Raw genomic sequence first — 23433 nt, forward strand, 5'->3', positions numbered from 1 at the left:
GGGGCCCTCCCCGGCGCACAACACCTTGTAACACCCGCGGCGGTACCCCCCGGCGGGCAACACGGCCTTCGCCACCCGGTTCCTGCCGGGGGGCGCCCCCCCCCCCCCCGCCCGTCGCCGCTTGACGCGGGCACTCGCAGTCGGTTGCATGCTTTCTGTGATCGCTCACCGGGTTTCAACTGCCAGTTTCCGTACGTCACGTACGCCCCGCAGGGCCATGGGAACCGCGCCGTGGACCCGGTGATCGTCGCCGGGGCGGGCCCGGTCGGGCTCACCCTGGCCCTCGCACTCGCCCGTCTGGACGTCCCCGTCGTGCTGTTCGACGAGACCACCGGGGGCGATGAGCCACGCCTGGCCCGCACCGTCGTGCTGCGCCCGGACACCGCCGCCCTGCTGGAGCGGCTGGGCTGCCGGGCCGCGGCCGGCGCGCGGCCGTGGACGGGGTGGCGCACGCTGCGCCGGCGCCAGCTCGTCCGGCACGTCCCCCTGGAACCCGGCCCGCTCTTCGGCGCCCCTCCCTCGGCGGCAAACGCCCCCGGGGACGGCGGCCCGCAGGAGGGCGACCGGCGGGACGGGGCCGCGCGGGACGACGAGCCCGAGGCGCCGGTGTCCTCGCCGCTGCATCTGCCGCAGCACGAGCTGACCCGCGCGCTGCGGGCGGCGCTGGCCACGATCGGTGACGAGGACCTCGTGCGGATCGTCCCCGGCACCCGCGTGGAGACCGTCGAGCAGGACGCGCGCGGGGTGAGCGTACGGACCCGGGGCGCCCAGGCCACCTGGTGGCGGGGCAGCCATCTGGTCGGCTGCGACGGCCCCCGGTCCACCGTCCGCAAGCAGCTGGGGGTGCGCTTCCCCGGCCGTACGGCGGTGGAACGGCACGCCGTCGCCGCCCTGCGCGCCGACCTCCCCTGGCCCGGCGAGGCCGTACTGCACCGCTCCCCGCCGTGGCGCAGCATCGACGCGGAGGTGACCGCCCGGCCGCTGCCGCACGGCGTCTGGCGGATCGACTGGCTGCTCCCGCCCGGCCGCGACCTCGTCACCCCGGACGCCCTGATGGTCCGGGTGCGCGACACTCTCGCGGGGTGGTGCGAGGACACCGCGATCCCCTACGAGCTTCTGGACACCGGCGTGCACACCGTGCACCACCGGCTCGCCCGGCGCTGGCGCGTGGGTCGCGCCTTCCTCGCCGGGGACGCCGCCCACCTGCACGGCGCCCTGGGCACCCAGGGGCTGGAAGAAGGGCTGCGGGACGTCGGCAACCTGGCATGGAAGCTCTCCCTCGCCTGGCACCACGGCGCCTCCGACGCCCTGCTCGACAGCTATCAGGCGGAGCGGCGCACGGCCTTCGCCGCGCGGCTGCGCACCGCCGACCAGGCGCTGCCGCTGGTCCGGGCGGCCGGGGGGTGGCACGCGGTACGGCGCACGGTGCTGCCGGGCGGCACGCGCGGCCATGACGCGCTGCTCACCGACGGTCACCTCGGCCGCGGCCCGCTGGGGGCGCCCCCCGTCTACAACCGCTCCCCGCTGGCCCCCACGGCGCCACCGGAGGGCTCGGTCACGGTGGGCACGCCGACCGGGGCGCCGGTGGCCGATGTCCGCGTGACCGCGCCGGACGGCGCGGTGGTGCGGCTGTGGGAGCGGCTGGGCCGGGAGCTGCTGGTGGTGCTGGTCGCCCCGGGCACCGGGGTGTGGGACCGCCGCCACTGGATGCGTGCCGGGCTGATGCCCCGGCTGGCGGCGGCCGTCACGGCCCTGCCGATGCGCACGGAACTGCTGGTCGCCGAGGAGTACCCGGGGGCCCCGGCCCACACCGTGCTTCTGGTGCGGCCGGACGGTCACCTCGCCGCGGCGCTGTCCGGGGTACGGCCGGCCGAGCTGTACGCGTGCGCGGACGCGGCGCGGGGCGGGGACACCGCCCGGGGTGCGGACGCGGAACAGCGAGACCATCAGGACACGGAGGCCACGGCACGCCGGTAGTGAGGAGTGTGTCACCTGCCCCCGCACGCTCCATGCCGCTGACGTCGTACGCCGTGGTGTGAGCGCTCCGGGCCCGCGCCGACACGATTGACCTTCCGTTCCAGATCATGCTTCACTGCGGAGCGTGACTGACACCGGCCTGCCTCGCTTCTGGCGGAGGGTCCATCTGGACCTCCTCCGCTACGCGGGCTGCGTGTGTCGTCCGTCCTGTTGATCCGCTTCTCCTCCCGCGCGGCCCGGCCGCGCCTCTTTCGCGATCACCCAGGACGGTTCCCGTGTCCGACGCATCCCTTCTCTCCTCCGAGCGCCCTTCGGCCGGCCCCGCCGCGCCGCCCAGCGCGGCCGATCTGCTGGACTTCGTCCGTCGTACCGCCGCCGACGCCGAACTCGTCGCCTCGCTCCCGCTCGATCCGGAGGGCCGCACCTGGCTGCGGCTGGACGGTCCGGGCGGCAGCGAGGCATGGCTGATCGCCTGGCCGCCCGGCACCGGCACCGGCTGGCACGACCATGGCGGTTCGCACGGGGCGTTCGTGACGGCGGCCGGTGAGCTGAACGAACAGTCGCTGGCCGTCCGCCTGCCCACCGAGGGCTGGAAGACCCTCGAACTGGCCGAGGGAGTGGACCGCGAACGGCGGCTGTCCGCCGGGCTCGGCCGGGCCTTCGGCGCACACCATGTCCATGAGGTCATCAACCCGTCGCCGGAGCGGCACGCGGTGTCGGTGCACGCCTACTATCCGCCGCTGCCGCTGATGCGGCGCTACAGCCGCACCGGCCAGGTGCTGCGGCTGGAGCAGGTCGAGCGGCCGCAGGAATGGGAGTAGCGACGATGAGCGCGGCACATGTGACGAAGCGGAGCGTGGACGAGCTGCTGGCCGAGGCGCGCCAGGGGCTGGACCGGCTCGGCCCCGAGGAGGCCGCTGCCGTGCAGTCCGCGGGCGGACTGCTGGTCGACATCCGGTACGCGGCGCTGCGGGAGCGCGACGGCACCATCCCGGGAGCGCTGATCGTCGAGCGGAACGAGCTGGAGTGGCGGCTCGACCCGCAGTGCGACCACCGGCTGCCCGAGGCCACGCACCACGATCTGCGGGTGGTGGTGGTCTGCAACGAGGGCTACGCGTCGAGCTTCGCGGCGGTCTCGCTGCGGCAGCTGGGCCTGACGCGGGCCACCGATCTGGCCGGCGGCTTCCAGGCCTGGCGAGCGGCCGGCCTCCCGGTGCACTGACCCGAGCCGGACCGCCCCCGTAGCGGCCCGGGCCCGCGGGCCGCAGGGTCAGGCGTCGGGCAGATGGTGCTCCAGCAGCTCCGGGTCCTCGCCCTCCTCCTCCAGCGCTCGCCGCACCACCCGGAGCGCCAGGCCCTCGGGATACCCCTTGCGGGCGAGCATTCCGGCGAGGCGGCGCAGCCGCTTGTCCCGGTCGAGGCCGCGGGTGGTGCGCAGCTTGCGCTCGACCAGCTCGCGGGCGGTCTGCTCCTCCTGGTCGGCGTCGAGCTGTTCCACGGCGTCCGCGATCACTGCGGAGTCGACGCCCTTGGTGCGCAGCTCACGGGCGAGCGCCCGGCGGGCCAGGCCCCGGCCGTGGTGCCGGGACTCCACCCAGGCACCCGCGAACGCCGCGTCGTCGATCAGCCCGACGTCCTCGAACCGGGACAGCACCTCCTGTGCCGCCTCGTCGGGGATGCCACGGGCGCTCAGGGCGTCCGCGAGCTGCTTACGGGTGCGCGGGGTCCCGGTGAGCAGGCGCAGGCAGATCGCCCGCGCCTGCTCCTCCGGGCCGAGCGGCGTCCCCTGCTCGGCCCTCGACGAGGAGGGGGCGCCGCGATCCGGACGGTCCGGGGGCTCCGGACGGCCCGGGCCGTCCGGCCAGTCGGTCCGCCGTGTCATGGATCAGCTCTTCGTGGCGGCGGTCTTGGCCGCCTTCGCCCCGGACTTGGCCGCCGGGGCGGCCGCGGCCTTCGTCGGCGCGGCGGCGGGTGAGGCGGCGGGCGCGGCACCCGCCGCGTCCGGGCCGGGCTCGGCGGCCGGGTCCGCGGGCTTCACACCGATCCCGAGCTTCTCCTTGATCTTCTTCTCGATCTCATTGGCGAGATCGGGGTTGTCCTTCAGGAAGTTGCGGGCGTTTTCCTTGCCCTGGCCGAGCTGGTCGCCCTCGTAGGTGTACCAGGCGCCGGACTTGCGGACGAAGCCGTGCTCGACGCCCATGTCGATCAGACCGCCCTCGCGGCTGATGCCCTGGCCGTAGAGGATGTCGAACTCGGCCTGCTTGAAGGGCGGCGCGACCTTGTTCTTGACGACCTTGCAGCGGGTGCGGTTGCCCACTGCCTCCGTACCGTCCTTGAGGGTCTCGATACGGCGGATGTCGATGCGGACCGAGGCGTAGAACTTCAGTGCCCGGCCGCCGGTCGTCGTCTCCGGAGAGCCGAACATGACGCCGATCTTCTCGCGCAGCTGGTTGATGAAGATCGCGGTGGTCTTGGACTGGTTCAGCGCACTGGTGATCTTCCGGAGCGCCTGGCTCATCAGCCGGGCCTGGAGTCCGACGTGGGAGTCGCCCATCTCACCCTCGATCTCCGCGCGCGGCACCAGCGCGGCGACGGAGTCGATGACGATGAGGTCGAGGGCACCGGAGCGGACCAGCATGTCGGTGATCTCGAGCGCCTGCTCGCCGTTGTCCGGCTGGGACAGGATCAGCGAATCCGTGTCCACGCCCAGCTTCTGCGCGTAGTCGGGGTCGAGCGCGTGCTCCGCGTCCACGAAGGCCACGGCGCCGCCCGCCCGCTGCGCGTTGGCCACCGCGTGCAGGGTCAGGGTCGTCTTACCGGAGGACTCCGGGCCGTAGACCTCCACCACGCGGCCGCGCGGGATGCCGCCCACGCCGAGGGCGACGTCGAGAGCGGTCGACCCGGTGGGAATCACCTCGATGGGGTCGTTCGGCCGGTCGCCCATGCGCATCACGGCGCCTTTGCCGAACTGCCGTTCAATCTGTGCGAGCGCGGCGTCGAGCGCCTTCTCGCGGTCGTTTCCTGCCATGGGTTCCACCCGGTTTGCTTGAGTCGATCGCTTCACGTCCATGACGCTAGCGCCTGCCACTGACAAGCGGCCCGGACGTGCTCGGCCTGTGGATAACCGGGCCGGGCCTCCATGAGAATGGATGTTCGATTTTTGTGTCAACTGCGCCGGGCCAGCGCGTGCCGCACCCGCGCCAGCGCGGAGGCACCGCGCCGCCGCGTGCGCCCGTGCATCCGCGGATCGTCCGTCACGTCGTAGCGCTTGATGTACGCGCCGAGGAACGCCTGCAGCGTCGCGGTCGCCGGAATCGCGATCAGCGCCCCCACCGCTCCGAGCAGCGCGGTACCCGCGATCACCGAGCCGAAGGAGACGGCGGGGTGGATGTCCACGGTCCGCGCCGTGATCCTCGGCTGCAGCAGGTAGTTCTCGAACTGCTGGTAGACCACGACGAAGACCAGCACCCAGATCGCGTACCAGGGGTTGACGGTGAAGGCGATCAGCATCGGCAGGGCGCCCGCCAGATAGGTGCCGATGGTCGGGATGAACTGCGAGATCAGCCCCACCCAGACGGCCAGCGCCGGGGCGTAGGGCACGCCCAGGCTCTCCAGCAGGATGTAGTGCGCGGCCCCGGAGATCAGCGCCATCAGGCCGCGCGAGTAGATGTAGCCGCCGGTCTTGGCGACCGCGATCTCCCAGGCCCTCAGCACCTCGGTCTGCCGGTTCGGCGGCAGGACGGAGCACAGCGCGCGGCGCAGCCGGGGGCCGTCGGCGGCGAAGTAGAAGGCGAACAGCGTCACCGTGAGGAGCCTGAAGAGCCCGCCGAGCACCTGCGTCGAGACGTCCAGCACGTTGTCGGCGCTGTTCTTCACATAGCTCTGCAGCCAGTCGGAGTGGAGCAGGCTGTCCTGGATCTCCAGCCGCGACAGCCGGGTGTGGAACGTGTCGTTGACCCAGCTGACCACCTGATCGAGGTACTTGGGGAAGTCCTGGACCATCGTCATGATCTGGTCGGCCAGCATCGAGCCGAGCAGGGTGAAGAAGCCCGCGGCGCCGATGAGGATGCCGAGGAAGACCAGTCCCGTGGCCAGGCCCCGGCGGACACCGCGCGCGGCCATGCGGTCCACGGCCGGCTCGATCGCGAGGGCCAGGAAGAACGCGATCAGGACGTTCAGCAGCAGTCCGGTCAGCTGATCGAAGGCCCAGGTGGCAAGCCGGTAACAGGCCACCAGGGCGAGGGCGAGCACCATGGCTCGGGGCAGCCAGCGCGGCATGCGCGCGGACTGCGCCGGCGCGTCCTTGGGGGCCTGTGCGGTGGTCGGGACGCCGTCGGCGTCGGGGGAGAGGGTCTCTTCGGTCGGGGCCACCCGGCAAGTGTGGCGTACACCCGTCCCGAAAATCCGGCCGCCCCGGGAGTCCGCCTCCCTCTCCCACGTCCCGGACCGCGCTCGGCGCCCGCCGCCGCTCGTCGGCGTCAGCGCTCGTCAGCGCTTCTCGGCCGGGATCTCCATCGCGGCGCACACCCCGCGCCAGACGTCCTTGGCATCCCACCCCGCGGCGAGCGCCTGGTGGACGGTCCGGCCGCCGAGCTGGGACATCACATGATCGCGCGCGAAGGAGTCGGCGTAGGCCTCGCCGAAGTGATCCGCCATCCGCTGCCAGAAGACCGTCAACCGCATGCGACCAGTATCGCGCTCCCGGGGTGCACCGGGGCGTGAGCCCCCTTCCGGGGGCGTTTCCCGCCCTACGGTCTGTCCCATGGATCGATCCGCAGCAGTCCCCTCCTCCCCGTCCACGCCGCCCGCGCCCGCTTCGCCGCTCGCGCGCGCCGCGCGGTTCGTGTGGCTGACCGCACGCGTGCTCGAGCAGCGCCGGTTCGCGTATCACTTCCAGGACGCCGACGCCGAGCCGGTCGAGACCGCGCTCGCCGCGTACCTGGGCACCGACGGGGGCTACGGCCACGCCCTGGAGCCGGATCTGCGCGGACCGGTGAGCCAGCCGCAGCACGCCGCGCACGCCCTTCGGGTGCTCGACGGGATCGGCCGCTGCGGCGGGCAGCGGGTCGAGCGGCTGTGCCGCTATCTGACCGCGATCTCCACCCGGGACGGCGCGCTGCCCGCGTGCCACCCGTCGCTGCGCGACTACCCGGCCGCCCCCTGGATCCGGCCGTCGGACCATCCGCGCGGCGATCTGCTGACCACCGGTCCTGTGGTGGGGCTGCTGCACCGCAACGAGGTGTGGCACGCCTGGCTGTTCCGGGCCACGGACTTCTGCTGGGCGGCGGTGACGGCCCTGGCGGAGGGCGCGCCGGCGCGTCCGTACGAGGTGGGGGCGGCCGTCGCCTTCCTGGACGGCGCGCCGGACCGGGCGCGCGCCGAGCAGATGGCCGAGCGGCTGGGCCGCCGGGTGCGGGAGCGGCGGCTGGTGGTGCTGGACCCCGAGCACGCCGAGGACGGTCCCCCGCCGCCCGGCCACGGCCCCGGCGAGCACACCTTCGTGTACGACATCGCCCGTACGCCCGCCTCGCTGGCCCGCCGCTGGTTCACCGACGCGGAGGTGGAGCGCTCGCTGGACTTCCTGGCGAACGCACAGCGGGAGGACGGCGGCTGGCCGGTCCGGCGGCGGACCTGGACCGCGGGGGCCGCGCTGGAGTGGCGGTCGGTGGTGACCGTCGAGGCGCTGCTCACGCTGCGCGCCTACGGGCGGGCGGTCTGAGCGGCCGCCGCGCTGACCTGCGGAGACGACCCGTTGTCAGTGGGGCGGTGCACGATGGGGGGCATGGCACGGTCGGCGCTGCACGCATTCTCCCCGGCCACCCGCGGGTGGTTCACGGGTGCCTTCACCGCGCCCACGGCCGCCCAGGAGGGGGCGTGGCGGGCGATCGGCGAGGGCTCGGACGTGCTGGTGGTCGCCCCGACCGGCTCCGGCAAGACGCTGGCGGCGTTCCTGGCGGCGCTGGACCGGCTGGCCGCCGAGCCGCCGCCCGCCGAGGCCCGCAAGCGCTGCCGGGTGCTGTACGTGTCGCCGCTGAAGGCCCTGGCGGTGGATGTGGAGCGCAATCTGCGCAGTCCGCTCACCGGCATCCGGCACGAATCGGCGCGCCTGGGCCTGCCCGAGCCGGAGATCCGGGTGGGCATCCGCTCCGGCGACACCCCGGCCGCCGAGCGCCGCGCCCTGGCCACCCGCCCGCCGGACATCCTCATCACCACCCCCGAGTCGCTGTTCCTGATGCTCACCTCCGCCACCCGGGAGGCACTGCGCGGCGTGGAGACGGTGATCCTGGACGAGGTGCACGCCGTCGCGGGGACGAAGCGCGGCGCGCATCTCGCCCTGTCCCTGGAGCGGCTGGACGAGCTGCTGGAGCGGCCCGCCCGGCGGATCGGCCTGTCGGCGACGGTGCGCCCGGTGGACGAGGTGGCGCGCTATCTGTCGCCGCACCGCGCGGTGGAGATCGTCCAGCCGCCCTCGGGCAAGGAGTTCGACCTGTCGGTGGTCGTCCCCGTCGAGGATCTGGGGGAGCTGGGCGGCTCCCCGGCCCAGGACGGGCAGCCGGGCGAGAAGCCGTCGATCTGGCCGCATGTGGAGGAGCGGATCGCCGATCTCGTCCAGGCGCACCGGTCCACGATCGTCTTCGCCAACTCCCGCCGGCTGGCCGAGCGGCTGTGCAACCGGCTCAACGAGATCGCCTACGAGCGGGCCACCGGTGAGGCGCTGCCCGAGGACCACTCCCCCGCCGAGCTGATGGCGGAGGCCGGTGCGGCCCGTGGCGCGCCCGCGCTGCTCGCCCGCGCGCACCACGGCTCGGTGTCCAAGGAGCAGCGGGCCCTGGTCGAGGAGGATCTGAAAGCGGGCCGGCTGCCCGCCGTCGTCGCCACCTCCAGCCTGGAGCTGGGCATCGACATGGGCGCGGTGGACCTGGTGATCCAGGTCGAGTCGCCGCCCTCGGTGGCCTCCGGGCTGCAGCGGGTGGGCCGGGCGGGCCACCAGGTGGGCGCGGTCTCCACCGGTGTGGTGTTCCCCAAATACCGGGGCGATCTGGTGCAGGCGGCGGTGGTCACCGAGCGGATGCGGGAGGGGGCCATCGAGTCGCTGCGGGTGCCCGCGAACCCGCTGGACGTGCTCGCCCAGCAGCTCATCGCCATGACGGCCATGGACAGCTGGGACGTGGAGGAGCTGCTGGCCCTGGTCCGCCGCGCCGCCCCGTTCGCCTCGCTCCCGGAGTCGGCGTACACCTCGGTCCTCGACATGCTCGCGGGCCGCTATCCCTCCGACGCCTTCGCCGAGCTGCGGCCGCGCCTGGTGTGGGACCGGGTCGCCCATACGGTGACGGGGCGGCCGGGGGCGCAGCGGCTCGCGGTGACCTCCGGCGGCACCATCCCCGACCGCGGGCTGTTCGGCGTCTTCCTGGCGGGCGCGGACCCGAAGAAGGGCGGCGGCAGGGTCGGGGAGCTGGACGAGGAGATGGTCTACGAGTCCCGGGTGGGCGATGTGTTCACCCTGGGCACCACGTCCTGGCGGATCGAGGACATCACCCGCGACCGCGTCCTGGTCTCCCCCGCTCCCGGCGTCCCCGGCCGGCTCCCCTTCTGGAAGGGCGACCAGCTCGGCCGCCCGCTGGAGCTGGGCCGTGCGCTGGGCGCGTTCCTGCGCGAGGTCGGCGCCCTCGCCCCCGGGAAGGCCCGGGAGCGGCTGCTGGCCGCCGGGCTCGACGCCTGGGCCGCCGACAACGTGATCGCCTACCTCGGCGAACAGCGCCAGGCCTGCGGCCATGTGCCGGACGACCGGACGATCGTGGTGGAGCGCTTCCGTGACGAGCTGGGCGACTGGCGCGTGGTGGTCCACTCCCCCTTCGGGGCCCAGGTCCACGCCCCTTGGGCGCTCGCGCTCGGCGCGCGGCTGTCCGAGCGGTACGGCATGGACGCCCAGGTGATGCACGCGGACGACGGCATCGTGCTGCGGCTGCCCGACGCGGACCTCATGGGCCTGGACCTGCTGGACGCGGATCCGATGCGGCAGGGCACCGAGTACGACGGCGAGCAGTCCCCCATCGGCGCGGCCGATGTCGCCTTCGACCAGGGCGAGGTGTCCCAGATCGTCACCGACCAGGTCGGCGGCTCCGCCCTGTTCGCCTCCCGCTTCCGTGAATGCGCCGCCCGCGCCCTGCTGTTGCCGCGCCGCGATCCCGGCAAGCGCACCCCGCTGTGGCAGCAGCGCCAGCGTGCCGCCCAGCTCCTCCAGGTGGCGAGCGAGTTCGGTTCGTTCCCCATCGTCCTGGAGGCCGTCCGCGAATGCCTGCAGGACGTCTTCGACGTGCCCGGCCTCACCGAGCTGATGGGCGACATCGAGGCCCGGCGGGTGCGGCTGGTGGAGGTGACCACCCCGGAGCCGTCCCCCTTCGCCCGCTCGCTGCTCTTCGGCTACGTCGCGCAGTTCCTGTACGAGGGCGACTCGCCGCTGGCCGAGCGGCGCGCCGCGGCCCTCTCCCTGGACTCTCGGCTGCTGGCCGAGCTGCTGGGCCAGGCCGAGTTGCGCGAGCTGCTGGACGCCGATGTCCTGGCCGAGCTGGAGCGCGAGCTGCAGTGGCTCACCGAGGACCGCCGGGTCAAGGACGCCGAGGGCGTCGCCGATCTGCTGCGGCTGCTCGGCCCGCTCACCGGCGCCGAGCTGGCCGGGCGCGGCGCCGAACCGGCGTGGGCGGAGGAGCTGGAGCGGGCCCGGCGCGCCATCCGGGTCCGTATCGCGGGCGAGGAGCACTGGGCGGCCGTCGAGGACGCGGGGCGGCTGCGTGACGCCCTGGGCACGGCGCTGCCGGTGGGCGTCCCCGAGGCGTTCACCGAACCGGTCGCGGACCCGCTCGGCGATCTGCTGGCCCGCTACGCCCGCACCCACGGCCCGTTCACCTCCGCCGAGGCGGCCGCCCGGCTGGGCCTGGGCACGGCCGTCACCGACGGCGCGCTGCAGCGGCTGGCCGCGAGCGGCCGCGTCGTCCAGGGCGAATTCCATCCGGCGGGCCTGGGACAGGAGTGGTGCGACGCCGCCGTGCTGCGCCGGCTGCGCCGCCGCTCGCTGGCCGCGCTGCGCGAGGAGCTGGAGCCCGTACCGCCCTCGGCGCTCGCCGCCTTCCTCCCCCAGTGGCAGCATCTGGGCACCCACAGCCTGCGGGGCATCGACGGGCTGGTGCGCGCCATCGAGCAGCTGCAGGGCGCGCCGGTCCCGGCGTCCGCCCTGGAGAAGCTCGTCCTGCCCTCCCGGGTCGGCGACTACAGCCCGACGATGCTCGACGAGCTGACCGCCGCCGGCGAGGTGGTCTGGGCCGGGGCGGGCGCGCTGCCCGGCAAGGACGGCTGGGTCAGCCTCCATCTCGCCGAGACCGCGCCGCTGCTCCTGCACACCCCCCACCCCTTCGAGGCGGAGCCGCTCCACCAGGCCGTGCTGGACGCGCTGGCCGGGGGCTTCGGACTGTTCTTCCGGCAGATCGCCGAGCAGGTCCGGGCCGCCGGTCACGAGTTCCAGGACGCCCAGCTCGCCGAGGCCATATGGGATCTGGCCTGGTCCGGGCGGCTCACCGGCGACACCCTGGCCCCGCTGCGCTCCCTGCTGGGCTCGGGCCGCACCGCGGGCGCCACCGCCCACCGCGCCAAGCGCTCGGTCCCCCGGGGCCGGTACGGCACGCTGACCGGGCGCACCGGCCGCCCCACCGCCTCGCGCAGCGGGCCGCCGACCGTCGCAGGACGCTGGTCGCTGCTGCCGGAGCGCGAGCCCGAGCCCACCCACCGGGCGCACGCCCTGGCGCGCACCCTGCTGGACCGGCACGGCGTGGTCACCCGCGGGGCGGTCGCCGCCGAGGGGGTCGAGGGCGGCTTCTCCGCCGCGTACCGGGTGCTGTCCGCCTTCGAGGAGACCGGCCAGGCGCGCCGCGGCTATGTGGTGGAGGGGCTGGGCGCCGCGCAGTTCGCGATGGACGGCGCGGTCGACCGGCTGCGCGCGGTCAGCACGGCGCGCGACCGGGCGGCGGGCGCGGCCTTCGGCGGTCAGCCGGGGCCGTCCTCCCCGCGCACCGTCGTCCTCGCCGCCGCCGACCCCGCCAACGCGTACGGCGCGGCCCTCCCCTGGCCCGATCCGCCCGAGGGCGCGAACCACCGGCCGGGCCGCAAGGCGGGCGCGCTGGTGGTGCTCGCCGACGGCGAGCTGGGCCTCTACATGGAGCGCGGGGGCAAGACCCTGCTCGCCTGGCCCGCTGGCGAGGCGGAGGCGGCGTCCCCGGAGGACGACGCCCGGCTGCGTACCGCGGTGGAGGCCCTGGCCCAGTCGGCCCGCGCGGGCGCCCTCGGCTCGGTGACCGTCGAGCGGGTCAACGGCGCCGCGGCGCTGTCCTCGCCGATCGGCCGCGTCCTGGAAGCCGCGGGCTTCCACGCGACCCCGCGCGGCCTGCGGCTGCGTCCCTGAGGGGGCGGAGATGCCCGAGGGAGACACCGTCTGGCAGACGGCCCGGCGCCTCCACGAGGCGCTGGCGGGCCCGCCGCTCACCGGCTGCGACCTGCGGGTGCCCCGGCTGGCGACCGTCGACCTCACCGGCCGCCGGGTCCTCGAGGTGGTCGCGCGCGGCAAGCATCTGCTCACCCGGGTGGAGGGCGGGCTGACCCTCCACTCCCATCTGCGGATGGACGGCGCCTGGCTGGTGTACGGCCACGGCGAGCGCTGGCGCGGTGGCCCGCACCACCAGATCCGCGCTGTCCTGGCCACGGCCGAGCGCACCGCCGTCGGGTACCGTCTCCCGGTCCTGGAGCTGCTGCGCACCGCGGAGGAAGACCGTGCGGTGGGCCACCTCGGGCCCGACCTCCTCGGCCCGGACTGGGATCCGGACGAGGCGCTGAGACGGCTGCTCGCCGATCCGTCCCGCACGGTGGGCGAGGCGCTGCTGGACCAGCGCAACCTGGCCGGGATCGGCAATGTGTACAAGTGCGAGCTGTGCTTCCTGCTGCGGATCCCGCCCTGGCTGCCGATCGGCCGCGTCCCCTCCCCCGAGCGGCTGGTGGCCCTCGCCAAGCGGCTTCTGGAGGCGAACCGGACGCGCCGGGCCCGGGTCACCACACCCCACGATCGCCCCGGCCGGCGGCTGTGGGTGTACGGCCGCGCCGGGCGGCCCTGTGCGCGCTGCGGTTCGCCGGTGCGCGCCACGGACCAGGGCACCGCGGGTCAGGAGCGTACGACCTTCTGGTGCCCGGGGTGCCAGCCGGAGCCGCCCCCGCCAGAGTAATTGACGGGTCGTCAGATCCGGTCGTACCGTCGGGCCATGACCGTCACGGCGTACGACCTCACCGGCCGCACCGCACTGGTCACCGGCGCCGCGAGCGGCATCGGCCGGGCGACCGCCGTCCTGCTGGCGGCGGCCGGGGCGGTCGTGCACTGCGCCGATCTGGACGGGAAGGGCGCCCAACGGACCGCGGAGCGCATCACCGCCGACGGCGGCGGCGCCCACGCCCACCCCCTCGACGTCACCGACCGCGCCCAGGTCGCGGCCGTCGTCTCCGCCGCCGCCACGGCGGCCGCCCGTGCCGGGGGCCATCTCGCCGTGATGGCCGCCATCGCCGGGATCATGCACCGCAGCACGGTCCTGGAGACCGCCGAGGACGATCTGGACCGGGTGCTGGCGGTCAACTTCAAGGGGGTGCTGTACGGCTGCCAGGAGGCGGCCCGCGCCATGATCGGCCACGGCGCCGGCGGGTCCATCGTCACCATGGCCTCCGGCGCGATCGACTCCGGCACCCCCGGGCTGCTGTGCTACGGCGTCGCCAAGGCCGCCGTGGTCCAGCTGACCCGGACCCTCGCCGCCGAGGTGGGACCCCACGGCATCCGCGTCAACGCGGTCGCCCCGGGCTGGGTCCGTACGCCCATGACACGGCGCGGCACCGCCGAGGAGCAGCGGGGCGCCGAGGCCCCCATGGTCCGCCACGCACCGCTGGGGCGGGTGGGCGAGCCGGAGGACGTCGCCCACGCGGTCCTGCACCTGGCGTCGGACGCCTCCGCGTTCACGACCGGCCAGATCCTGCGCCCGAATGGCGGAGTCGCGATGCCCTGGTGATCCGCTCGCGCACGCCTGCGCGCCGGGGCGAGGGTCCGCAGTGCACGGGCAGCAGGCTCAGCCCCCAGCCGCCGACGGCGAACGCCCCCTCGACCGGTCCGGTCCCGGACGGCTGCACCGCCAACCGGAGCACGGACCACCACCACAGACAGCCGAGAACGAGCGCGATCACCCATCGAACCGGCCTTCGGCGCAGGGTGCCGGCCCCTCCCACGGCTGCCATGCTGCCTCCTTCGGGCGACTAGCGGGCGACGCTAGACGCCTGTTCGCACGCGGCGGGAGGGCGCACAGAAGGCCCGTCAGCGCGTGTCGGACCCCCGCGCTCCCTCAGTGTGCCCAGCCGCACCGCGCGGCGCACCCAGAGCGGGGCACACCCGCGGCCGACCCCTGAGCCGACATCCGTCAGCTCGCAGACTGTGCGGCCATCGCCGGAGGCCGGGGGCCGTGCCCCGGCGATGACCACACAGGGTGCGAGCGGAACTACCGCCTCTGCCCTGCCTGTCTCGTCACTCAGTGTCCGTTGACGTTCTCCGCCTGGAACATCCAGTGGTGCTTCTCCAGGTCACGGGTGACCCCGATGAGAATGTCCTGGGTCACCGGGTCCGGCTCATCCGTCGCGGCGATGCGCTCGCGCATGCGCGAGATCACGGACCCCAGTGCGTCCACGAGCGCCCTCACGGCATCCGTGTCCTGGGTCCAGCCGTCCTTGACCGTGCCGACCGCGCTCTGCTTGGCCACCGTCTCGGCCCGTCCGTCCGGCGCGATCCCGAGCGCCGCGGCACGCTCCGCGACGGTGTCGGCATGCGTCCTGGCGGTCGACACCACGTCGTCGAGCTGGAAGTGAACCGTGCGGAAACGCGGTCCGATGACCGTCCAGTGGATCTGCTTGCCCACCAGGGCGAGGTCGACGAGGTCGACGAGGGCGCCTTGTAGAGCGTCGCCGACGACCTTGAGACTTTCCTCGGCGAGCGGGCTCTTGACCACAGACATCCACTTCCTCCTGTTCGACCGTTTGGCCCCCCTTGATTACCTCTCCACCAGTCAGGTGACCGGAAAGCCGCCGATCAAACATCGAGCCCCGGCCGGTATCGCTACCGACCGGGGCTCGAAGAGCTTCCGCGCTGACGTGGAGGCCGTCAGGCCGCCACGACGTCCACTGCCTCCTTGGGCGACTTGATGGTCACCCGCTCGTCCGGGACGCCCGTCACGGAGGTGACGGACACCGAATTGAGCATGGGCCGCATCGGTGCGGGCACCTTCTCGCTCGCCGTGGCCGACTCCGCCAGCTCCGCGAGCGACAGCTCGTCGCTGACCTCGCGCATGACCTGTGACATCCGTACGTCCAGGGCGTCGCAGATCGCCGACAGCAGCTCGGACGAGGCTTCCTTCTGCCCGCGCTCGACCTCTGACAGATAGCCGAGCGACACCCGGGCGGAGGAGGAAACCTCGCGCAGAGTACGGCCCTGGCGCTGGCGCTGCCGGCGCAGCACGTCACCCAGCAGGCGACGGAGCAGAATCATCGCTGGCTCCCTCCTCGGACCTCGGATCCGGATCCTTCTCGCCCCACCGTACCGCCTCTGGCTGTGCCCGTGCGGGGAGCGATGTCGTGTTCACTCAGGGCTGCAAACATCAAAATTCGTCGTGTTGTTCCGTATCCTGTGCCCCCGCTGTCGCGATCAATTCGCTGAACAGCAGCTTGACCGCGGCGCGGACACTCTGTGCGCGGATTCCGGCCCGGTCCCCCTCCAGCCGCAGCGCCGCGGCCGCCGGGCTGTTCGAGGGCCCGGCGACGGCCACGTGGACCGTGCCCACCGGCTGGCCGTCCTGCGGTGTGGGACCCGCCACACCCGTGGTCGCCACGCCCCAGTCGGCGCCCAGGGCGCGCCGTACGCCCCGGGCCATCTGCCGGGCGACCTCCGCGTCCACCGCCCCGCGCTCGGCCAGCAGGGTGCCGTCCACGCCCAGCAGCTCGCGCTTGAGATCGGTGGCGTACGCGGTCACCGAGCCGCGGAAGGCCCGGGAGGCCCCGTCCACGGCGGTCAGCTCGGCGGCCACCAGGCCGCCGGTCAGGGACTCGGCGACGGCCACGGTCTGCCCGCGCCGCACCAGCAGCGCCAGTACCTCGGCCGCACCGTCCCCGGCCGCGCCGCTTCCGGCCGCCGCACCGCCTCGCGCCACCGCCGTCTCGTCGCCGCTCATCGGGCCGGTTCCTGCCCGGGCTCCTCCCCCACACCGCCGCTCCGCGCCGCGCGGCCCGCCCGGCGCAGCACCAGGGCCTGCCGTACGTAGTCGAGGCCGGTGAGGACGGTCAGGGCGACGGCCACGGCCATCACCCAGAACCGCAGCGTGGCCAGCGGCCCGGTGAGCACGAGGATGTACATCCCCACGGCCACGCCCTGGGCGAGGGTCTTCATCTTTCCGCCGCGGCTGGCCGGGATGACCCCGATCCGGATCACCCAGAACCGCATCAGCGTGATCCCCAGCTCACGGAGGAGGATCACGCCCGTCACCCACCACGCCAGGTCGTCGAGGGCCGACAGACAGATCAGCGCCGCCCCCATGATCGCCTTGTCCGCGATGGGGTCGGCGATCTTGCCGAAGTCGGTGACCAGGTTGTACCGGCGGGCCAGATGCCCGTCGAACAGGTCGGTGATCATGGCGATCGCGAAGGCGGCCCAGGCGTAGGCGCGCCAGGCCGGGTCGTACCCGCCGTTGTGGAACATCAACAAAACGAACCCCGGCACCAGGACCAGGCGCGCCATGGTGAGGATGTTGGCGATGTTCCACAATCCGGCCGGCCGGGCGGCCGCGGCGGTCCGGTGGTGGCTCCCCGCGGCGGAGGCCGGGACGCCTGTCATCTGGCCGCCTCCTCGGTACACACGCCGCCGCCCCGCTGCTCCAGCGGTTCCAGCGGCTCCGCGACGAGGTCCACTCCCTCCGCCGCGATCACCTTCGCTTCGACCATACGTCCCACGGCGGGCCGGGCCGACGTGCGCAGCAGCGTCTGCCCGTCGGTCTCGGGCGCCTGGTGCGCCGCCCGGCCCAGTACGGCACCGGTGTCGTCGATCTCGTCCACCAGCACCGTGACGGTCTCGCCGAGCCGCTCGTCCGCCCGCTGGGCGGTCAGCTCCTCGGCGAGCCGCGAGATGTGCTCCAGCCGCTCAGCGACCTCGTCAGGGTCGACCTTGTCCTCGTAGCCCGCGGCCTCGGTGCCGTCCTCGTCCGAGTATCCGAAGACGCCGATCGCGTCGAGCCGCGCCTCACTGATGAAACGCTCCAGCTCGGCCACGTCGTCCTCGGTCTCGCCGGGGAATCCGACGATGAAGTTCGACCGGGCGCCCGCCTGCGGCGCCTTGCCTCTGATCTGTTCCAGCAGGTCCAGGAAGCGGTCGGTGTCGCCGAAGCGGCGCATCCGGCGCAGCACGCCGGGCGAGGAGTGCTGGAAGGACAGGTCGAAGTACGGGGCGACCTTCTCGGTCGAGGTCAGCACGTCGATCAGCCCGGGCCGCATCTCGGCGGGCTGGAGGTAGCTGACCCGGATCCGCTCGATCCCGTCCACCGCGGCCAGCTCGGGCAGCAGCGTCTCCAGCAGCCGGATGTCGCCCAGGTCCTTGCCGTAGGAGGTGTTGTTCTCGGAGACCAGCATGACCTCCTTTACGCCCTGCTCGGCCAGCCACCGGGTCTCGCCCAGCACATCGGACGGCCGGCGGGAGATGAACGAGCCACGGAAGGACGGAATGGCGCAGAAGGAGCATCGCCGGTCGCATCCGGAGGCCAGCTTCACGGAGGCGACGGGGCTGTTCCCGAGTCTGCGGCGCAGCGGGGCGCGCGGGCCGGAGGCCGGGGCGACACCGGCGGGCAGGTCCTCGGGCGGGGTGTCCTGGGCATGGCCGGGCAGCGCCACGGCGGAGCTGTCCTGCCGCTCGGCGGGGCTGATCGGCAGCAGCTTGCGCCGGTCGCGCGGGGTGTGGGAGGCGTGGATGCCGCCGGAGAGGATGGTCTGGAGCCGGCCGGAGATGTCGGTGTAGTCGTCGAAGCCGAGCACCCCGTCGGCCTCGGGCAGCGCCTCGGCCAGTTCCTTGCCGTACCGCTCGGCCATACAGCCGACGGCCACGACCGCCTGGGTGCGGCCGTGGTCCTTCAGATCGTTCGCCTCCAGCAGGGCGTCGACCGAGTCCTTCTTCGCGGCTTCGACGAAGCCGCAGGTGTTGACGACGGCCACGTCGGCGTCGGCGGCTTGCTCGACGAGCTCCCAACCGTCCGCCGCCAAGCGGCCTGCGAGCTCCTCCGAGTCCACCTCGTTACGGGCGCAGCCAAGAGTGACAAGGGCGACAGTGCGGCGTTCGGGCATGGCCTCAGACTACTTTGTCACAGCGCCGCCCTCCGCTGGCAGGTCTGCCACCCCCGCCGCCGGGCTGGTCAGCCCGCTTCGGGATCGCCCTTGGTGTAGCTCAGACGCTGGACCGAGCCGCTGTGGCTGAGGTTCTTGACTTCCTTGCCGTTCACGAAGAGCTTGATCGCGCCGGCGTTGCCCAGCACCAGGTCGATGCGCTTGCTGTCGCTGAAGGTCTTGGACTGGCCCTTGCGCAGCACGCCCTCCTCCATCAGCCGCCCGTTGTGGTCCTGCGCGGAGATCCAGCTCTGGCCGTCCTCGGCGGTCAGCTTCACGGTGACCTTGTCCGCGGGGACGCCCGCGATGGCGCTCTCGGACGGCTCGGGCTTCCGCTCGCCGGACTTGCCGGGGCTGGGGCTGCTGGAGGTGGAGGCGGTCGGCTTGGCCGAGCCGGTCTCCTCGGCGACCGGGGACCCGTCGCCCTTCTCACCGCCACTGAAAAGCGTGAATCCGACAAATCCGACGACGGCGACGATCGCGGCGACCATCGCGGCCGTCCAGTTCGGCCGACGGGGTTCGGGACGGATGCGCTCGGCGTCGAACAGCGGCGCCGCGGGGGTCGGCTCCGGCCGGCCGCCGTGCTCGGCGTCGAACTGGTTGATCAACGCCTCCGGGTCGACCCGGACGGCGCGCGCGAGCACACGAATGTGCCCCCGGGCGTACACATCCCCGCCGCAGCGGGAGAAGTCGTCCTGCTCGATCCCCTGCACTATGGGGACGCGCACCCGGGTGACGGAACTGACCTCGTCGACGGTCAGCCCCGCGGCGATGCGGGCCTGCTGGAGGGCGCGACCGACGGAAGGCCGGTCTTCTTCGGGGGAGTTACCGTCTTCGAGAGAGTTGCCGATGGACACGGGGGCGCCTTTCGAGCGTGTAGCCACCTGCTGGAGGTTCAGTCTAGGGGTGGGGCGAAAGGGTCGGGCAAGCGGGAGGACGGAGTTTGTCCGCCATCGGGATTGACCTGTGACCAAGATCCTTGGACATCACTCCGCCACCTCCCTCAACTTGACGTCTCGGCAGGGGAAACGGTTGCCCGCCTTACCCTTACGAGTGAGCATTACCGCGGATCACGTCGAGCACGCCATCCAATTCGTCCGGCTTGACGAGCACATCACGCGCCTTTGACCCCTCGCTGGGGCCGACCACGCCCCGTGACTCCATGAGATCCATCAGCCGGCCCGCCTTGGCGAACCCCACCCGCAGCTTGCGCTGGAGCATCGACGTCGACCCGAATTGCGTGGAAACCACCAGCTCAGCGGCCTGGCACAGCAGATCGAGATCATCGCCGATCTCCTCGTCGATCTCCTTCTTCTTCGACGTCCCGACCGTGACGTCGTCCCGGAAGACCGGCGCCATCTGCTCCTTGCAGTGCGCGACGACCGCCTGGACCTCGGCCTCGGTCACGAACGCGCCCTGCATCCGGACCGGCTTGCTCGCGCCCATCGGCAGGAACAGTCCGTCGCCCTTGCCGATCAGCTTCTCGGCACCCGCCTGGTCCAGGATGACCCGGCTGTCGGCCAGCGAGGAGGTGGCGAAGGCGAGCCGCGAGGGCACGTTCGCCTTGATCAGACCGGTGACGACGTCCACCGACGGCCGCTGGGTGGCCAGCACCAGGTGGATGCCCGCCGCCCGGGCCAGCTGCGTGATCCGCACGATGGAGTCCTCGACGTCGCGCGGCGCGACCATCATCAGGTCCGCCAGCTCGTCGACGATCACCAGCAGATACGGATACGGCTTGAGCTCCCGCTCGCTGCCCTCGGGCTGCTTCACCTTCCCGGCGCGCACCGCGGCGTTGAAGTCATCGATGTGGCGGAACCCGAACGCGGCGAGGTCGTCGTAGCGGAGATCCATTTCGCGGACGACCCATTGCAGGGCCTCGGCCGCGCGCTTGGGGTTGGTGATGATCGGTGTGATCAGATGCGGAATGCCCTCGTACGCGGTCAGCTCCACGCGCTTGGGGTCGACCAGCACCATGCGCACATCGTCCGGGGTCGCCCGCGCCATGATCGAAGTGATCAGGCAGTTGATGCACGACGACTTACCCGAACCGGTCGCACCGGCCACCAGTACGTGCGGCATCGTGGCCAGGTTGTGCGCCACGTAGCCGCCTTCGACGTCCTTGCCGAGCCCGACCACCATCGGGTGCGTCTCGCCCACCGAGTCGGCCGCGCGCAGCACGTCCCCGAGGTTGACCATCTCGCGGTCGCTGTTGGGGATTTCGATGCCGACCGCCGACTTGCCGGGGATCGGGCTGATGATCCGCACATCGGGGCTGGCGACGGCGTACGCGATGTTCTTGGTCAGCGCCGTGATCCGCTCGACCTTGACGGCCGGGCCCAGCTCCACCTCGTAGCGGGTGACCGTCGGGCCGCGGGTGAAGCCGGTGACCGCGGCGTCCACCTTGAACTCCGAGAACACCTTCGACAGCGACTCCACCACGGCGTCGTTGGCGGCGCTGCGGGTCTTGCCGGGGCCGCCGCGCTCGAGGAGGTCGAGGGAGGGCAGCGCGTAGGTGATGTCGCCGGAGATCTGCAGCTGCTCGGCGCGCGGCGGCAGCGGTTCGCTCGGCTCGGCGGCGGTCCTGGTGAGGTCGGGGACCTCGGTCCGCCCGGACACGGAATCGTCGGCCCGGCCCTTCTTGCCCTTGCCCGGCGCGGCCTTGCCGGAGTCGTGCGCGCCCGGCGCGCCGCCGGTGCCGGATGCGCCGTCGTGCTCGTCGTGCTCGCCCGAGATGCCGCTGCTGAGTCCGGCGACGAGCGGGGAGGGCTGGACGCCGTGCAGCACCGCGCCGTCCAGCGAGGCGGCCGCGGCGGCCGCCACGTCCACGGCGTCCATGGGGCGGTCCAGCGGGGGCTGGGCGGACGAGGGCCGGCGCGGCCGCCGGCGCTTGCGCAGAGCCTCCTCCTCGGCCTGCTCGGAGTCGCCGGCGCCGTCCGCGCCCTCTTTCTCCAGCGAGGTCCTGCGAGGCCGCCTGGCGGGCTTCTCGCGCCATTCGTCGTCGTACCCGGCGTCGGCGGCGCCGTCGTAGCCGTACGCCTGCTCCTCGTCCCGCACCAGGCCGAGCCGGATGCCGAGCGACCGCAGCCGCTGCGGGATCGCCGCGACCGGGGTCGCGGTGACGACCAGCAGCCCGAAGACGGTGAGCAGCACCAGCAGCGGTACGGCCAGCACATCCCCCATCGTGTAGATCAGCGGCCGGGAGACGGCCCAGCCGATCAGCCCGCCCGCGTCCTGGATCGCCGCGTCGCCCTGGCCGCGCCCGGGGGCGCCGCAGGCGATGTGGACCTGCCCGAGGACGCCGATCACCAGTGCGGACAGGCCGATGACGATCCGCCCGTTGGCCTCGGGACGTTCGGGGTGGAGGAACAGCCGCCCCGCGATCGCGCCCAGCAGTATCGGCACCACCAGGTCCAGACGGCCGAAGGCGCCGGTGACGAGCATCTCGACCAGATCGCCGACCGGACCGTCGAGGCTGGACCAGGTACCGGCCGCGACGATCAGGGCCACGGCGAGCAGCAGCAGCGCGCTGCCGTCCTTGCGATGGGCCGGGTCGAGCCCCTTCGCGCCGCGCCCTATGGAACGGAACATCGCCGCGACGGTGCGCGCGAGACCCATCCAGACGGCGCGGGCGGCGCGGTACACACCGCTGGTGGCGTAGGGCGCGGGCGGCGCGGGGGCCTTGGCGGCCGCCTTCTTCCTCGGGGCCGCCTTCTTCACGGGCGCGGCGGGCTTCTTGGCGGGCGCCTTCTTGGCCGCCGCCTTCTTCGCGGGCGCCTTCTTCACAGCGCCTCCGGGCTGCCCGGCGCGCTTCTTCGAGGTGCCCGCCGTGCTCTGGGAACCCTTGCCGGACGTACGAGAGGCCATGGGGGCGAGATTACCCGCGTCCGCCGTACGGAGCACGTATGGCATGGGCATCGGGCGCCACCGACGTCACACCCGTGTCGCGTCCGGGCGCGACACCGGCCGGGCGGTGAGGGGAGGGTGACAGGACGTCAACGGCCGGGTGGCCGCGCGGTGGTGCCGCGCTCAGTTCTGCGAGGGGACCTGACCGGCTCCACTGCCGGCGCCGGGCTCCAGCGCGTCCAGGGCCCGGCGCAGACCGGTGAGCTTGCGCTCCAGATGGGCGGCGGTGGCCACCGCCGCCGCGTCGGCGGACTCGTCCAGCTGCTTGGACAGCGCCTCCGCCTGCTCCTCCACGGCGGCGAGCCGCGCGGACAGCTCGGCCAGCAGCCCGGCCGACTCCTTGTCACCGGCGGCCGACTGGCCACCCTCCAACTGCAGCCGCAGCAAGGAGGCCTGCTCCCGCAGCTGGCAGTTCTTCATGTACAGATCGACGAAGACCGAGACCTTCGCTCTGAGCACCCAGGGATCGAAGGGTTTGGAGATGTAGTCGACCGCACCCGCCGCATAACCCCGGAAGGTGTGGTGCGGTCCGTGGTTGATCGCGGTGAGGAAGATGATCGGGATGTCCCGGGTCCGCTCCCGCCGCTTGATGTGCGCCGCGGTCTCGAAACCGTCCATGCCCGGCATCTGGACGTCCAGCAGGATCACCGCGAAGTCGTCCGTCAGCAGCGCCTTGAGCGCTTCCTCCCCTGACGATGCCCGCACCAGGGTCTGATCGAGCGCGGAGAGAATGGCCTCCAGCGCCAGCAGATTCTCCGGCCGGTCATCGACCAGGAGGATCTTGGCCTTCTGCACCATGCCCCGTCCTCCTCGTCCCGGCTTGGGGTCTCCCCAGCTCGAAGCGCTGGGGGAAGCACCGGGCGCCGCCCCAGGGGACGACTCCCTTGCGTCGCCCGTCCTTGTGCCGGTCATGGTAGCCGCACCCCGCTGTTCGCCACACCCTGTCACCGCGATGTCACTGTGCACGTAGCGGAAACGCGGCGGGAGACCAGAAGGTTCCCCGCTTCCCGCGTTCCCACACGTGTTCGGCGACAGTCAGTCAACACCACGATGGCGTCCGGTGTCCCATCGGAC

The 23433-nt window shown here is 73.1% G+C and carries 21 protein-coding genes; 8 read left to right on the top strand and 13 right to left on the bottom strand.

What is annotated here, in order from left to right; translation table 11 throughout:
• Positions 1-231: 231 nt before the first annotated feature.
• The 4 genes from ABZ562_RS38315 to ABZ562_RS38330 all read left to right on the top strand — a co-directional run bounded on the left by ABZ562_RS38315 (position 232) and on the right by ABZ562_RS38330 (position 3199).
• Positions 232-1977 carry an FAD-dependent monooxygenase gene (locus tag ABZ562_RS38315; protein ID WP_361489248.1) on the top strand — a complete coding sequence of 582 codons (1746 nt, stop codon included), beginning with the start codon at positions 232-234 and terminating at the stop codon, positions 1975-1977.
• Between the two features lie 124 nt (positions 1978-2101).
• Positions 2102-2191, top strand: a complete 90-nt coding sequence (locus ABZ562_RS38320) for a putative leader peptide (RefSeq protein WP_324618140.1) — start codon at positions 2102-2104, stop codon at positions 2189-2191.
• A gap of 61 nt (positions 2192-2252) precedes the next feature.
• Positions 2253-2798: a cysteine dioxygenase gene (locus tag ABZ562_RS38325; protein ID WP_361489252.1), complete on the top strand. Its 546-nt coding sequence runs from the start codon at positions 2253-2255 to the stop codon at positions 2796-2798.
• 5 nt (positions 2799-2803) lie between these two features.
• Positions 2804-3199 carry a rhodanese-like domain-containing protein gene (locus ABZ562_RS38330; RefSeq protein WP_361489255.1) on the top strand — a complete coding sequence of 132 codons (396 nt, stop codon included), beginning with the start codon at positions 2804-2806 and terminating at the stop codon, positions 3197-3199.
• Positions 3200-3247: 48 nt separating this feature from the next.
• On the opposite strand, the gene recX is transcribed toward ABZ562_RS38330, so the two are convergent.
• The 4 genes from recX to ABZ562_RS38350 all read right to left on the bottom strand — a co-directional run bounded on the left by recX (position 3248) and on the right by ABZ562_RS38350 (position 6660).
• Positions 3248-3859 (bottom strand): recombination regulator RecX, encoded by a 612-nt coding sequence (recX, locus tag ABZ562_RS38335; RefSeq protein ID WP_361489258.1) that lies wholly within the window; start codon positions 3857-3859, stop codon positions 3248-3250.
• 3 nt (positions 3860-3862) lie between these two features.
• Positions 3863-5005 carry a recombinase RecA gene (gene recA, locus ABZ562_RS38340; RefSeq protein ID WP_361489260.1) on the bottom strand — a complete coding sequence of 381 codons (1143 nt, stop codon included), beginning with the start codon at positions 5003-5005 and terminating at the stop codon, positions 3863-3865.
• Between the two features lie 137 nt (positions 5006-5142).
• Entirely contained in the window at positions 5143-6348 is a 1206-nt protein-coding gene (locus tag ABZ562_RS38345; RefSeq protein WP_361489263.1) for an AI-2E family transporter, read from the bottom strand.
• Between the two features lie 117 nt (positions 6349-6465).
• The gene (locus ABZ562_RS38350; protein WP_361489266.1) at positions 6466-6660 is read right to left on the bottom strand and encodes a DUF3046 domain-containing protein; all 195 of its coding nucleotides are present in this window, start codon (positions 6658-6660) and stop codon (positions 6466-6468) included.
• Between the two features lie 79 nt (positions 6661-6739).
• Here ABZ562_RS38350 and ABZ562_RS38355 point away from each other — a divergent pair, with 79 nt between their 5' ends.
• The 4 genes from ABZ562_RS38355 (at position 6740) to ABZ562_RS38370 (ending at position 14063) form a co-directional block, all read left to right on the top strand.
• Positions 6740-7696 (top strand): hypothetical protein, encoded by a 957-nt coding sequence (locus tag ABZ562_RS38355; RefSeq protein WP_361489269.1) that lies wholly within the window; start codon positions 6740-6742, stop codon positions 7694-7696.
• 63 nt (positions 7697-7759) lie between these two features.
• Positions 7760-12427 (top strand): ATP-dependent helicase, encoded by a 4668-nt coding sequence (locus tag ABZ562_RS38360; RefSeq protein WP_361489272.1) that lies wholly within the window; start codon positions 7760-7762, stop codon positions 12425-12427.
• A 10-nt stretch (positions 12428-12437) separates the two neighbouring features.
• Positions 12438-13238, top strand: a complete 801-nt coding sequence (locus ABZ562_RS38365) for a DNA-formamidopyrimidine glycosylase family protein (protein ID WP_361489274.1) — start codon at positions 12438-12440, stop codon at positions 13236-13238.
• Between the two features lie 36 nt (positions 13239-13274).
• A complete protein-coding gene (locus ABZ562_RS38370) occupies positions 13275-14063 on the top strand; it encodes an SDR family NAD(P)-dependent oxidoreductase (protein WP_361489277.1) in 789 nt (262 codons plus the stop codon).
• Here the strand turns inward: ABZ562_RS38370 and ABZ562_RS38375 are convergent.
• The 9 genes from ABZ562_RS38375 to ABZ562_RS38415 all read right to left on the bottom strand — a co-directional run bounded on the left by ABZ562_RS38375 (position 14011) and on the right by ABZ562_RS38415 (position 23157).
• A complete protein-coding gene (locus ABZ562_RS38375) occupies positions 14011-14286 on the bottom strand; it encodes a hypothetical protein (RefSeq protein WP_361489279.1) in 276 nt (91 codons plus the stop codon). The two genes, ABZ562_RS38370 and ABZ562_RS38375, sit on opposite strands and share 53 nt — an antisense overlap.
• A gap of 287 nt (positions 14287-14573) precedes the next feature.
• On the bottom strand, positions 14574-15053 hold the full coding sequence (locus ABZ562_RS38380; protein WP_361489282.1) for a DNA starvation/stationary phase protection protein: 480 nt from the start codon (positions 15051-15053) through the stop codon (positions 14574-14576).
• Between the two features lie 146 nt (positions 15054-15199).
• Positions 15200-15583 (bottom strand): helix-turn-helix transcriptional regulator, encoded by a 384-nt coding sequence (locus ABZ562_RS38385; RefSeq protein ID WP_055549938.1) that lies wholly within the window; start codon positions 15581-15583, stop codon positions 15200-15202.
• Positions 15584-15692: 109 nt separating this feature from the next.
• Complete coding sequence (locus ABZ562_RS38390) at positions 15693-16262, bottom strand: CinA family protein (RefSeq protein ID WP_361489284.1); 570 nt, start codon at positions 16260-16262, stop codon at positions 15693-15695.
• Positions 16259-16921 (bottom strand): CDP-diacylglycerol--glycerol-3-phosphate 3-phosphatidyltransferase, encoded by a 663-nt coding sequence (gene pgsA / locus ABZ562_RS38395; protein ID WP_361489287.1) that lies wholly within the window; start codon positions 16919-16921, stop codon positions 16259-16261. The genes ABZ562_RS38390 and pgsA overlap by 4 nt, the downstream gene beginning before the upstream one ends.
• Complete coding sequence (gene rimO / locus ABZ562_RS38400; RefSeq protein ID WP_361489289.1) at positions 16918-18414, bottom strand: 30S ribosomal protein S12 methylthiotransferase RimO; 1497 nt, start codon at positions 18412-18414, stop codon at positions 16918-16920. The genes pgsA and rimO overlap by 4 nt, the downstream gene beginning before the upstream one ends.
• A gap of 68 nt (positions 18415-18482) precedes the next feature.
• Positions 18483-19310: a helix-turn-helix domain-containing protein gene (locus ABZ562_RS38405; protein WP_361489291.1), complete on the bottom strand. Its 828-nt coding sequence runs from the start codon at positions 19308-19310 to the stop codon at positions 18483-18485.
• Between the two features lie 190 nt (positions 19311-19500).
• Entirely contained in the window at positions 19501-22320 is a 2820-nt protein-coding gene (locus ABZ562_RS38410) for a DNA translocase FtsK (protein ID WP_361489294.1), read from the bottom strand.
• A gap of 162 nt (positions 22321-22482) precedes the next feature.
• Positions 22483-23157 (bottom strand): response regulator, encoded by a 675-nt coding sequence (locus ABZ562_RS38415; RefSeq protein WP_361489297.1) that lies wholly within the window; start codon positions 23155-23157, stop codon positions 22483-22485.
• Positions 23158-23433: the final 276 nt, after the last annotated feature.

The organism is Streptomyces sp. NPDC019937, assembly GCF_040631655.1.
GTDB lineage: Bacteria > Actinomycetota > Actinomycetes > Streptomycetales > Streptomycetaceae > Streptomyces.